Origin of the sequence: Streptococcus parasanguinis (genome assembly GCF_001578955.1) — a bacterium.
GTDB classification, from domain to species: domain Bacteria; phylum Bacillota; class Bacilli; order Lactobacillales; family Streptococcaceae; genus Streptococcus; species Streptococcus parasanguinis_U.
In genome coordinates this window covers 94,886-106,549 of sequence record NZ_KQ969691.1, presented here as the reverse complement: position 1 = coordinate 106,549, position 11,664 = coordinate 94,886, and the positions used below count along the sequence as shown (strand labels likewise).

At 39.6% G+C, this 11,664-nt stretch carries 11 protein-coding genes and 1 pseudogene; 9 read left to right on the top strand and 3 right to left on the bottom strand.

All coding sequences use genetic code 11. The features are described 5' to 3' along the window. Positions 1-440: 440 nt before the first annotated feature. Positions 441-1,391 carry a hypothetical protein gene (locus SPADD19_RS07310; RefSeq protein WP_061455660.1) on the top strand — a complete coding sequence of 317 codons (951 nt, stop codon included), beginning with the start codon at positions 441-443 and terminating at the stop codon, positions 1,389-1,391. A 200-nt stretch (positions 1,392-1,591) separates the two neighbouring features. On the opposite strand, the gene SPADD19_RS07305 is transcribed toward SPADD19_RS07310, so the two are convergent. Both SPADD19_RS07305 and SPADD19_RS07300 read right to left on the bottom strand, forming a co-directional pair. Next, positions 1,592-2,470 carry a LysR family transcriptional regulator gene (locus SPADD19_RS07305; protein ID WP_061455659.1) on the bottom strand — a complete coding sequence of 293 codons (879 nt, stop codon included), beginning with the start codon at positions 2,468-2,470 and terminating at the stop codon, positions 1,592-1,594. 125 nt (positions 2,471-2,595) lie between these two features. Beyond that, complete coding sequence (locus SPADD19_RS07300) at positions 2,596-2,946, bottom strand: helix-turn-helix domain-containing protein (protein WP_061455764.1); 351 nt, start codon at positions 2,944-2,946, stop codon at positions 2,596-2,598. A 358-nt stretch (positions 2,947-3,304) separates the two neighbouring features. Between SPADD19_RS07300 and SPADD19_RS07295 the strand changes: the two genes are divergently transcribed. After that, the gene (locus SPADD19_RS07295; protein ID WP_061455658.1) at positions 3,305-4,930 is read left to right on the top strand and encodes a malolactic enzyme; all 1,626 of its coding nucleotides are present in this window, start codon (positions 3,305-3,307) and stop codon (positions 4,928-4,930) included. Positions 4,931-5,007: 77 nt separating this feature from the next. Continuing rightward, positions 5,008-5,955 carry an AEC family transporter gene (locus SPADD19_RS07290; protein WP_061455657.1) on the top strand — a complete coding sequence of 316 codons (948 nt, stop codon included), beginning with the start codon at positions 5,008-5,010 and terminating at the stop codon, positions 5,953-5,955. Between the two features lie 545 nt (positions 5,956-6,500). Here the strand turns inward: SPADD19_RS07290 and SPADD19_RS07285 are convergent. Next, entirely contained in the window at positions 6,501-6,704 is a 204-nt protein-coding gene (locus SPADD19_RS07285) for a CsbD family protein (protein ID WP_048688589.1), read from the bottom strand. Positions 6,705-7,162: 458 nt separating this feature from the next. Here SPADD19_RS07285 and SPADD19_RS13140 point away from each other — a divergent pair, with 458 nt between their 5' ends. The 6 genes and pseudogenes from SPADD19_RS13140 to SPADD19_RS07255 all read left to right on the top strand — a co-directional run. After that, a complete protein-coding gene (locus tag SPADD19_RS13140) occupies positions 7,163-7,870 on the top strand; it encodes a CPBP family intramembrane glutamic endopeptidase (protein ID WP_061455656.1) in 708 nt (235 codons plus the stop codon). Between the two features lie 196 nt (positions 7,871-8,066). Continuing rightward, positions 8,067-8,333 carry an ACT domain-containing protein gene (locus tag SPADD19_RS07275; protein WP_003004214.1) on the top strand — a complete coding sequence of 89 codons (267 nt, stop codon included), beginning with the start codon at positions 8,067-8,069 and terminating at the stop codon, positions 8,331-8,333. Between the two features lie 18 nt (positions 8,334-8,351). Continuing rightward, entirely contained in the window at positions 8,352-9,689 is a 1,338-nt protein-coding gene (locus SPADD19_RS07270; protein WP_061455655.1) for a PFL family protein, read from the top strand. Positions 9,690-9,770: 81 nt separating this feature from the next. After that, on the top strand, positions 9,771-10,460 hold the full coding sequence (locus SPADD19_RS07265) for a histidine phosphatase family protein (protein ID WP_061455654.1): 690 nt from the start codon (positions 9,771-9,773) through the stop codon (positions 10,458-10,460). A gap of 123 nt (positions 10,461-10,583) precedes the next feature. Continuing rightward, entirely contained in the window at positions 10,584-11,285 is a 702-nt protein-coding gene (locus SPADD19_RS07260; protein ID WP_061455653.1) for a histidine phosphatase family protein, read from the top strand. Further along, positions 11,275-11,664: pseudogene (locus SPADD19_RS07255) on the top strand (M15 family metallopeptidase); the annotation flags it as partial. The gene SPADD19_RS07260 and the pseudogene SPADD19_RS07255, both read left to right, overlap by 11 nt.

Below are 11,664 nucleotides of genomic sequence, written 5' to 3'. Positions count from 1 at the left end.
GTCTTAAGAAAGCGCGTAAAGCTAGCCAGTTCTCTAAACGTTAATTCGTTGCTGGACAGCAGAATACAAACGAAAACACTTTGCATATTGCAAGGTGTTTTATTTTGTATGAGAATTGGCGGTGCGCAATTAGGATAGCTCTAGCGACTTTAGTCGCATAGAGATATGCTATGCACAGTTGCCCCAAGAAAATAAGCGAAGCGATGTTTGATTAGATGGCAACCACTGCACTCAAAACGTTAACTAGAAAGAATGACTATACTTACAAAGAGCACCTTTCGGGGTGTTCTTTTACTTTTCCTTTCTTCTTATGGTATCTTTCATATGGTATAATGGGACAAGGATATTTTTTCTAGAAATACGTATATTTTTTGAAACGCACAAATGCTTTAAACAATAGAAAATTATCTGGCAAATAATAAATATCGGGAGGATTTGCAATGAAATTTTCGAAAAAAATGGTGTTTATTGCCATGTTGGTGGGAGTTCTCTTACTTACGCCTTACCTGGGTTATAAATACTATGTGAACAAATATGTTAAGCCATACACTATTTTTTTGTTTAAGAGAAAGATAGTGGACTACAAATATATCGAAGATGGGAAAGCCTTGGTAATCAAGTGGGACTATGATAATCCATTGGACTATTGGCTTGCATCGCAATCTACCTATGTTTATTGGGTTGGTCCCGTTGCCAGCCAGAATAAGATTGTACAGGAATACAAAAGATTGCCGATATATCGAAATGAGCCTACTGAAGGTGAATATTGGAAGATTGCAGTCTATGATATAAAGACGAAAGGCTTTCCTTCCAAAGACTACGATGTTTTTAAAATGACTCGAGATTATGATTCCAACGATATCCCTGTAGGAATTGCTTCTACTATCTATATTAGTGAGGGTCGAGAACTACTGGATATTCATTTGAAAAATGCCAAAGATGGTTCTCTTTTTACCAAGTCTATTGATTTGAATGAGGGGAAGATTGTAGAATTAGGTAAGGGCCGAGATTATGAGCAATATGCTACGGCAACAAGTTTTTATAATCTACTGCCCGATTCTAAAGACTACTATATGTTTAATTGGGAATTTGGTGTTTCTAAAGATGGGAAACTAGCTAAAGATGCCCTTATTCGTCAAAAGTACCCTGAAGCAGCAAAGCTTTTGGAAGATAATAACGGATCAATTGTAGTCTTGGCAGATAAGCCAAGTATCGAAAACAATATGCCAATTTACCAGCTCTTGTATAAGGAAGGAACGAATTTATTTGAAAATGTGAAAATTCCTGCGGAAAACTCAGTAGATGGACAGGAGCATATTGTCAATAGTCAGGAAGAATTTATTAAATACTATCGTAATAAGGAAGTAGGAGAAGTTAAATCGAGAATGTAAGTTCTATCCAAACTTACAAAGAGCACCTTTCTGGGTGTTCTTTTTTATTGATATCTTGTGGATTTATAATTAGAAATCTCTTTGAAGGGTATCGGGTAAATGAAAAATTCGGCGATCATATCCTATTTCTTCATACTTTAGTCTACTACCTATAATGTAAAAAACTCTAGCTATCAGGTAGTTGATAGTTAGAGTTTTTTCTATTCATATGATTTAATGAGATTAAATAAGGCTTCTACTTCTGATGACAGTGTAGCTGATTTGAGATAAGCGTAGTAAACTGTAAATGTTATCTGGTCCTCCGGTATTAGAGGGATTTTTATTAAATCATCATCTTCATCAGAAAGTGCGATATCAGCCAGTAAACTAACGCCAATCCCTTTCTTTAAAAGTTCTTTAATGATGACAATGTCGTCACTCTTAAAGAATATTTCTGCCTTGTTTTGATGCTTTTGATTAAGCAGTTCAAAAGCTTTCAGGTGAACAAAGTGTTCGTCTAAAAGTATAAAGGATTGATCTACTAAATCTTCAAAAGCGAGGGAAGGAGCAGTAGCAAGAGGATGGTTCTTAGATAAAACGACATACAGTTCTTTATGAAAGAGTTCATGTGTCTCTATTGAAGGATGATTGAGTGGTTCAATCAAGCCGAGTAGGCTTGCATCAAGGTCTCCCTTGAGGAGAAGATCTAATAACTCTACGGAGCCACCGCGGATAGGGCGTAACTTTTTTAAAAAATCGAATTTATCTTTTTCGTCTAAGGCTGCAAAGAGATACTGAATGATAATAGGAGGGAATCCTACAGTAGAGTATTGTGCCAAGGAGCGATTAATTTCTTTGCGAGTAGAAATAACCTCAGATAAGATCTTTTCTGTATGCTTTAGAAGGATTTGCCCTTGAGGAGTGAGTTTGAAGGAACGATGTGAAGGATCATGGTGAATCAATTTGCAATTAAAAGATTCCTCTAAGCGCTTGATGGCATAAGAAATAGATGGTTGACTGACTTTATGTAGTTTTGCTACTTCCGTATAGGATTGAAGCTGGCAGAGGTCATAAAAATATTGTAGATCTTTTAAATTCATATGGGCTCACTTTCATTAATTGGAGAAAAAATAAGTGGAAATCACCAGATAAATAAATTTTATCCGTATCCTACAATTTGACTATACGATTATTTGCTGGTTAAAATGTAAGTGAGTCAGGAATCTCAAAGATTATCTAAGATACTTTCAAAAATGACCAACATCTTTTCTCGTTTATCAATAGGGAGCTGTTTAATCTTCATGTTGATTCTTTTGAGTGAAAGACTGTCAGTCTTATCAGAGGTTGATTCAAGACTATCAAAATTGAAAAATTCCTCTGGGGTCATCTCTAGGGCATCAATCACTTTTTCAAGACTGTGAATGGTCAGATTCACATTTTGGTTTTCGAGTTGGTTGATATACTTAAGCCCAAGTCCCGCTTGTTCCGAAAGTTCTTCCTGGCTCATTTTGTTTTGTGTTCGAAAATATTTCACTTTTTGGGAAATATAGTGTTGTAAATAGTTTTTAGTTGTCATATAAATAGAATACAAGTTTTGCATGACAAAAAAACACATTAAAAAGCACAAAGTATTGTTTAAGGAACTTATGTGATATTAATTTTAATCAGGGTTGCCAATTTGTATGATTATTTTGCTATACTTGAAACTTTTAGGAAAGAGTGATCATCGAGAGTTTCATGAGTTCAGGACTTTATAAAATTTAACAACTTGAAGTATCATCAATAATAGTGTTTTAAGTAAAAAAGAGCTTATTAGAAAATTGTTCTCGTAGACTCATTATAACATATACGTACATAATCGTATTTTTTAAACGACAAAGTTTTCCAAACAATTCATTTAAGTAGTATAATAGAAGTAAAAAGGAGGTTGCACTATGACTGCACATGATATTTTAAACAATCCTTTCCTTAATAAGGGAACTGCCTTTACCTTAGAGGAGCGAAAGGAACTAGGCCTTATTGGTTTACTGCCACCGTATGTTCAAACGATTGAAGAACAAGCGGCGCAAACTTATGCACAAATGCAAACAAAAGCCAATGATTTGGAAAAGCGTCTTTTCCTAATGGAAATTTTTAATACCAACCGGACTCTTTTCTATTACCTCTTTTCTCAACATTTGGAGGAATTCAATCCAATTGTATACGATCCAACCATTGCAGATACCATTGAAGGCTATAGTGACCTCTTTGTAGATCCCCAATATGCGGGATATCTTGATATCAATCATCCTGAAAATATTGAAGCCACTTTGAAAAATGCTGCTGGGGATCGCGAGATTCGTCTCATTGTTGTAACAGATGCAGAAGGAATCCTTGGAATCGGTGACTGGGGAACAAATGGTGTCGATATTTCTGTTGGGAAATTGATGGTCTACACGGGTGCTGCTGGAATCGATCCTTCTATGGTCCTTCCTTTAGTTATCGATGCAGGGACTAACCGTGAAGAACTTCGTAACAATCCTAATTACTTAGGAAATCGTCACGAACGGGTTCGCGGAGATCGTTACTACGACTTCATTGACCAATTTGTTCAAACAGCAGAACGTCTCTTTCCTAAACTCTACCTTCACTGGGAAGACTTCGGCCGCTCGAATGCTGCCAATATTCTTGAAAAATACCGAAAACAAATTCCAACTTTTAATGATGATATTCAAGGTACAGGAATCGTTACCCTAGGTGGTATCTTTGGTTCACTGGATATTAGTGGTGAAAAATTAACAGATCAAGTTTATCTCTGCTATGGTGGTGGTACTGCTGGTGCAGGAATTGCCGCTCGTGTTCTTCGTGAAATGGTGAGTGAAGGTCTTTCTGAAGAAGAAGCCTATAAACGTTTCTTTATGGTTGATAAACAAGGTCTTCTCTTTGATGACATGGATGACCTAACTCCTGAACAAAAACCGTTTGCTAAGAAACGTGCTGACTTTAGTAACGCAGACAAGTTGACTGACCTGCTTGAAGTAGTGAAGACTGTGAAGCCAACCATTCTTGTAGGAACTTCGACTCAGCCTAATACCTTCACTAAAGAAATAGTAGAGGCTATGTGTGAAAATACAGAGCGTCCGATGATCTTCCCTTTGTCAAATCCAACCAAACTAGCAGAAGCTAGTGCCAAAGATTTGATCGAATGGTCAGATGGCAAAGCTTTTGTCGCAACAGGAATTCCTGCTGATACAGTTTCTTATAAAGCTGTCGACTATGTGATTGGTCAAGCCAATAATGCCTTGATTTACCCAGGTCTTGGTCTAGGTATGCTGGCTTCTGAAGCAAGTCTTTTGACTGATGAAATGATTGGAGCAGCAGCTCATTCATTGAGTGGTATTGTCAATCCAGGCCAACCAGGAGCTCCTGTCTTGCCACCATTCAAGTATGTAGCAGATGTTTCTATTAAAGTAGCAGAAGCAGTCGCTAAAAAAGCACAAGAGCAAGGTCTTGCGTGTGCTAAGGAAACAGATATGGCCAAAGCAGTTCGTGATTTGAAGTGGTATCCAGAGTATAAATAATTCATTGCTGCTATCTATCCTTCACTAGCGACAGATTTGTATGGGCTGTGGACTTAAGTAATTTAGAAAGGATACCTATGTCACTCTTTTTAACCTCGATTACGAGTATCATTCCGATTATCACTATCATTGTTTTGGGGTATATTCTTCAGGTGAAGGGATGGTTTGGAGATGCCTTTGGACCTAACCTGTCTCGTTTGATCATGAATGTAGCCTTGCCAGCGTCAATCTTTGTGTCGGTGATGAAATACCTAACGCTAGATAAACTAATCAGTCTTTCTGGAGGTCTCCTTTATACATTTGTAGCCTTTATCTTGGGCTATATCGTAGCTTATATTGCAGTTATGATTTTCAAGGTTCGTCCAGGACGACGAGGAACCATGATTAATACCTTTGTGAATGCTAATACTATTTTTATTGGTTTACCTTTAAACGTTGCTCTTTTTGGGGATCAGGCTCTTCCTTATTTCTTAATTTACTATATCACCAACACGATTTCCACCTGGACATTAGGCGTGTATTTGATGACGAGCGATAGTAAATCAGGTCAAAGCAAGGAGACAAGTAAATTTGACTGGAAGAAATTGCTACCAGCTCCGCTTGTAGGTTTTCTTGTGGCTCTGCTATTTTTGATTCTCCGAATCTCTATTCCAGATTTCGCAACGAATACCTTAACCTATGTTGGAAATATCGTCACTCCCCTATCTCTGATTTATATTGGTATCGTTCTTGCAAAGGCAGGCTTGAAAACTATTACTTTTGATAAAGATACAATTGTCACTTTAGTTGGACGCTTTATCCTAGCTCCTCTAATCATGCTTCTTGTATTGAAGTTCTTTGCACCAAATATGGCGACAGTAGAATTTAAGACCTTTATGATTCAGTCCGCTACACCAGCTTTAGCTGTTCTCCCGATCCTTGCTAATCAGGGAAAAGGAGATGTGGAATTCTCTACGAATGTGGTGACTCTAAGTACGGTTCTATTTATCGTTGTTATTCCAATATTACAAACTTTGTTAGGATAAGAAGGAAGAGGATAGGATTGAAAGTTTTGCGTTAAGAAATTGCACTATTTTAGATACACCTATTCCTATTTATTGAAATCGAAATCAGAAGAAACTCTTCTGATGGCTGCTATTGAGCGCTTTTGAGCTGTCCTAAAAGCAAGACTATTCAAATTAGGATTGAAAAAAGCTCGTAAAGCTAGCCAGTTCTCTAAACGTTAATTCGTTGCTGGACAGCAGAATACAAACGAAAATACTTTGCATCTTGCAAGGTGTTTTTTTCTATGAGAACTAGCGGTGCGCAATTAGGATAGCTCTAGCGACTTTAGTCGCGTAGAGATATGCTATGCACAGTTGCCCCAAGAAAACAAGCAAAGCGATGTTTGATTGGATGGCAACCACTGCACTCAAAACGTTCTTCGAAAGAATTACTATACTTACAAAGAACACCTTTCAGGGTGTTCTTTTTGTATACCGGAACTGAATTAGAAATAAACAAAAAACCACCCTATCTTCCCTAGTCAAATAGGACTGTAGAAAATAGGGTGGTTTTAGAACGTTAAAAATTAGTTATCGTCTTTGTGAAAGATGTTTTTCACACCGTTGATAGCTCCTTCAACAGCCTCTTTTGCATCTTCAGCAACTTCTTTAGCTTTTGATGCAACTTTTTCAGCAACGCCTTCAGCTTCTGTTTTTGTGTCGCCGGTTACTTTACCGAGACCTTCCTTAACAGAACCTTTAACTTGGTTTAATTTATCTTCTAATGACATAGCGCCACCTCCGTTAAGTAAATAGTTTTTTAATCTGAATTGAAGACAGTTCATTTAAAAAATTAAAACTATTTAGTTCAGATTAATATAAGTATATACCTTCTGAAATGGAAAGTCAAATATTCGCTACGGTATTCTGAAAGTTGGAGTGAGTCCTTACGATATCGTGAAAAAGAGGGATGAATAAGTCACTGCCTTGTTTTCTAATTGAAAAAACTTCAGTTTTCAGCTACTTCAAAGCAAAATCGTCCAGATGATTAAGGGATAATATATTGTAGAATCGTCAGGCTAGAAAATCTAAACGGTTGTTTTCTCCTATCAAAGCGGAGTAAATAACAAAAGAAGATGACATTTTCTGTTCAAAAAGGTACAATTGAGGGCTTCCTTGCTTACAAGTTTTTCTATGTGCTATACTTGTACATAATTGAATGGAAGAATGATATTGGAGAAAAGATGATATGAAATATGCCAAACATGGAGTCGCTATCCTGTTCCTGTTATATTTATTTGTTTTTGGGATTGAAGGTCTTGGTATCTACCTAACTGGAGTTTTCAATGGTGATGTAAGTTTTCTTTATTTCATCTATTTGATTCTCTACTCTTTGCTACTCATCGCCATTCTATTTTGGTTTAAAAGACAGAAGATAGCCACCCATTCAAACAGACAGAAATGGAAGTGGTCCTATCTGGGGTATTTTGCTTTGGTACTTTTGTGGTTCTTTTTTGAAAGATGGGTGCTGCAAACTTTTCAAGCTTTTCTAGTTCCTGTCGTTCATCAAACAAAATTGCCATCCTCTATTTATCTAAATGGTCCCGGTATTTCGGGTACTCTGTTTTTTGTCCTGGCAACCACTACATCTCCTATGATAGAAGAATTCATTTTCAGAGGATATCTGATGGATGTCTTCTTTAAAGAAAGCAAATTCCATTTAGATATTTTGCTTTCAGGCTTTCTCTTTGCGGCCTTTCATCTGATCTATCAATATCGGGATCCTGTAACCTTTTCTCTTTATTTCTGTTCAGGGATCTTCTTCGCAGCTATCTATAAGAAATCTAAAGAAATCCGACTGCCGATTTTCTTGCATGCTTTTAGCAATTTTCTGACTTTTTGGAAACCGATCTGGATTTTCGTCTACAACTATATCTACTGGCATTTTCTTGTTTAATATCTGTGTTTCCTCAGCCACTACTTTAAGAAAAATCGCTTTAGCCATTGGTGATTTATCAAGACTTACATACATTCAAGAGATTTTCTTGGATGTCTTCTTTTTGTTTGTAAAACCGAACCTTTTCTAAAACATTTAAGCGATTTTAAGGTGAATGTGCTACAATGGAAGCAAATAGATAGAATGGAGCAGTGAAATGAAAGCAATTATTACAGTCGTCGGAAAAGACCAAAAAGGAATCGTAGCAGGTGTTGCGACTAAGGTGGCAGAGTTGGGACTCAATATCGATGATATCTCTCAAACTGTATTGGATGAATACTTTACCATGATGGCGGTCGTATCATCGGATGAGAAAAAAGATTTCACCCAGCTTCGTTCAGAATTAGAAGAATTCGGTCAGTCTCTTCATGTAAAAATCAATATCCAGAGCGCAGCCATTTTTGATGCCATGCACAATTTGTAAGATAGGGGTTGAGAATTTATGGACATTAGACAGGTAACTGAAACCATTGCCATGATTGAGGAGCAGAACTTTGACGTTCGGACCATCACCATGGGCATCTCCCTTCTAGATTGTATTGATCCAGATATTGATAAGGCGGCAGAAAAGGTCTACCAGAAGATTGTGACAAAGGCCAAGGACTTAGTAGCTGTTGGGGATGAGATTGCAGCAGAACTCGGTATCCCGATTGTGAACAAGCGGGTTTCGGTCACTCCGATTTCCATTATCGGAGCAGCAACCAATGCGACAGATTATGTGCCCTTTGCCAAGGCGTTGGATCGTGCGGCTAAAGAGATCGGAATTAACTTTATCGGTGGCTTCTCAGCACTGGTTCAAAAAGGCTACCAAAAGGGGGATGAAATCCTCATCAATTCCATTCCTCGTGCCCTAGCAGAGACGGACTTTGTCTGCTCTTCAGTCAATATCGGATCGACCAAGACGGGGATCAATATGACCGCTGTCCGAGACATGGGCCGTATCATTAAAGAAGCTTCCCAAGCAGATCCAATGGGGCCTGGGAAACTCGTTGTCTTTGCCAATGCAGTAGAGGACAATCCTTTTATGGCGGGTGCCTTCCATGGTGTCGGTGAAGCGGATGTTGTCATCAACGTTGGGGTTTCCGGACCTGGTGTCGTCCAACGGGCGATTGAAAAAGTTCCGGGGGCAAGCTTTGATGTATTGGCGGAAACAGTCAAGAAGACAGCTTTCAAGATTACCCGTGTCGGTCAATTAGTCGGTCAAATGGCTAGTGAACGTCTCGGTGTTGAGTTTGGGATTGTAGACTTGTCTCTCGCACCAACGCCAGCTGTTGGGGATTCGGTTGCCCGCGTCCTCGAAGCCATGGGGCTTGAAGTAGTAGGAACCCACGGAACTACCGCAGCCTTAGCTTTACTCAATGACCAGGTGAAAAAAGGTGGTATCATGGCTTGTAACCAAGTCGGTGGTTTGTCAGGTGCCTTCATTCCGGTCTCAGAAGATGAAGGGATGATTGCGGCGGTCCAATCAGGTCATATCAACCTGGAAAAATTGGAAGCCATGACAGCTATCTGCTCCGTCGGTCTGGATATGATTGCCATCCCAGCTGATACTCCAGATACAACCATTGCGGCCATGATTGCCGATGAAGCAGCTATCGGGGTAATCAACCAAAAGACAACAGCGGTTCGGATCATTCCTTATGGGGAAGAGGGCGATATGTTAGAGTTCGGAGGGCTTCTTGGGTCTGCTCCGGTAATGAAGGTCAACAAAGCTTCATCAGCTGACTTTATTGCCCGTGGTGGTCAAATTCCAGCTCCAGTTCATAGCTTTAAAAACTAATAGAAATCTAGTATAATAGTAGAAAATAGAAAAGTCTGTGATGATGAAACTCCAGACTTTTTTCTTGCAAAAGGAGACAAGATGGCTAAAACAAGATTATTTGTGATTCGTCATGGGAGAACCATGTTTAATACCATTGGACGTGCTCAAGGTTGGTCCGATACGCCCTTGACAGCAGAAGGAGAACGTGGGATTCAGGCTCTAGGAATCGGCTTGCGTGAATCTGGTTTAGAGTTTACTCGAGCATACTCCAGTGATTCAGGTCGTGCCATTCAGACCATGGGGATCATTCTTGATGAATTGGGCTTGAAAGACCAGATTCCTTACCGCTTTGACAAACGGATCCGCGAGTGGTGTTTTGGTAGCTTTGATGGGGCCTACGGTGGGGAGCTCTTTCATGGTGTCGTGCCACGCGTGCTGGATGTGGAGGATTATAAGACCTTGACCTTGGAAGACTTGGCCAATGGAATTTGCCAAGTGGACACAGCGAATTGGGCTGAACCTTGGGAAGTCTTGAAAAAACGAATCCTAGAAGGTTTTGAAGGTATTGCCAAAGAAGTAGAAGAAAATGGAGGAGGCAATGCTTTGGTGGTCAGCCATAGTTGGACCATTCAGACCTTGGTCTGCTTGATTGAAGGAAAACCAAATCTCAATCTGCCTCTTTCAAACGGTAGTGTTACCCTTGTAGAATATGAAGATGGAAAATTGACGGTTAAGGGGGTTGGAGATAGCAGTTACCGTGAGGTCGGTGAAAGCTTGCAAGAATCCTAGTCCGTCCTGAAAGGCTGACCCTTTGGTCATGGCCTTTTCTTTTTCTCAAAACTTGTAAGAGCTTTCCTACTTTCTTTTTGCAAAAAATGATATAATGAAAGAGATACATACGGAGGTAATACAATGACAAAAACCAGATTATATATTGCTCGTCATGGAAAAACCATGTTTAATACCATTGGGCGAGCACAGGGCTGGTCAGACACTCCGCTGACAGAAGCAGGAGAGCGTGGGATTCGAGAATTAGGACTTGGTCTCAAGGAAGCTGGGCTTTCTTTTGAAGAGGCTGTTTCGAGTGATTCTGGACGCACCATTCAAACCATGGGAATTGTTCTTCAAGAGCTTGGTTTGACAGGTCAGATTCCTTATCGCTATGATAAACGCATTCGTGAGTGGTGTTTTGGTAGTTTTGACGGTGCTTATGATGGCGATCTCTTCATGGGAGTTTTACCCCGTGTCTTTAAGGTCGATGATTTCCATCAGTTGAGCCTGATGGAGCTAGCAGAAGGGATCGTCGAAGTGGATACCACTGGATGGGCTGAATCCTGGGGTACCTTGAGTGGCCGGATCCTAGAAGGATTTGAAGCTATCGCAAAAGAAGTAGAAGCAGCTGGCGGTGGCAATGCTATTGTGGTTAGCCATGGCATGACGATTACGACCTTGATTTATCTCATCGATCCAAAAGCGGTCGAAGAATTGGTCTTGGACAACGGAAGCGTGACGGTTTTGGCCTATGAGGATGGTGCTTTCAGTATTGAAAAGATTGGGGATATGTCTTATCGTAAGGTTGGAGCAAAACTTCTAGAGGGTAGCCATGGCGAATAAGTATAGACGCGCAAGAAAAAAACGTAAGAAATGGTGGCCCTACCTATTGAGTTTCTTTCTTCTTGTGGTCCTTGGATCAGGAATTGGTGCTTATTTAGCAAAACCGAGCTTGTTTTCAGGGCTTCAGTTTTGGAAGGCTAAAAAAACAGCTGTAACGACTCCCTCTTCTTCTAAGAAAAAGGAAGAAAAATCAGATTTACCAGCCGTTTCGACCAAAGACTGGCAGTTGATCTTGGTTAATCGTGACAATGTGAAGCCTGAGCTGAACCCACAATTAACAGATGTGGATGCTATCAAAGTGGATAGTCGGATTGTAGAACCGACTCGTCAATTTTTAGAAGCGGCTCGAAAAATTGCCCCAGAAGAAACCTTGATATCA

What these genes read in the sequence shown, in the direction of transcription:
- SPADD19_RS07310 (WP_061455660.1), top strand. Translation starts at nt 441, where the DNA reads ATGAAATTTTCGAAAAAAATGGTGTTTATTGCCATGTTGGTGGGAGTT.
- SPADD19_RS07305 (WP_061455659.1), bottom strand. Translation starts at nt 2,470, where the DNA reads ATGAATTTAAAAGATCTACAATATTTTTATGACCTCTGCCAGCTTCAA.
- SPADD19_RS07300 (WP_061455764.1), bottom strand. Translation starts at nt 2,946, where the DNA reads ATGACAACTAAAAACTATTTACAACACTATATTTCCCAAAAAGTGAAA.
- SPADD19_RS07295 (WP_061455658.1), top strand. Translation starts at nt 3,305, where the DNA reads ATGACTGCACATGATATTTTAAACAATCCTTTCCTTAATAAGGGAACT.
- SPADD19_RS07290 (WP_061455657.1), top strand. Translation starts at nt 5,008, where the DNA reads ATGTCACTCTTTTTAACCTCGATTACGAGTATCATTCCGATTATCACT.
- SPADD19_RS07285 (WP_048688589.1), bottom strand. Translation starts at nt 6,704, where the DNA reads ATGTCATTAGAAGATAAATTAAACCAAGTTAAAGGTTCTGTTAAGGAA.
- SPADD19_RS13140 (WP_061455656.1), top strand. Translation starts at nt 7,163, where the DNA reads ATGAAATATGCCAAACATGGAGTCGCTATCCTGTTCCTGTTATATTTA.
- SPADD19_RS07275 (WP_003004214.1), top strand. Translation starts at nt 8,067, where the DNA reads ATGAAAGCAATTATTACAGTCGTCGGAAAAGACCAAAAAGGAATCGTA.
- SPADD19_RS07270 (WP_061455655.1), top strand. Translation starts at nt 8,352, where the DNA reads ATGGACATTAGACAGGTAACTGAAACCATTGCCATGATTGAGGAGCAG.
- SPADD19_RS07265 (WP_061455654.1), top strand. Translation starts at nt 9,771, where the DNA reads ATGGCTAAAACAAGATTATTTGTGATTCGTCATGGGAGAACCATGTTT.
- SPADD19_RS07260 (WP_061455653.1), top strand. Translation starts at nt 10,584, where the DNA reads ATGACAAAAACCAGATTATATATTGCTCGTCATGGAAAAACCATGTTT.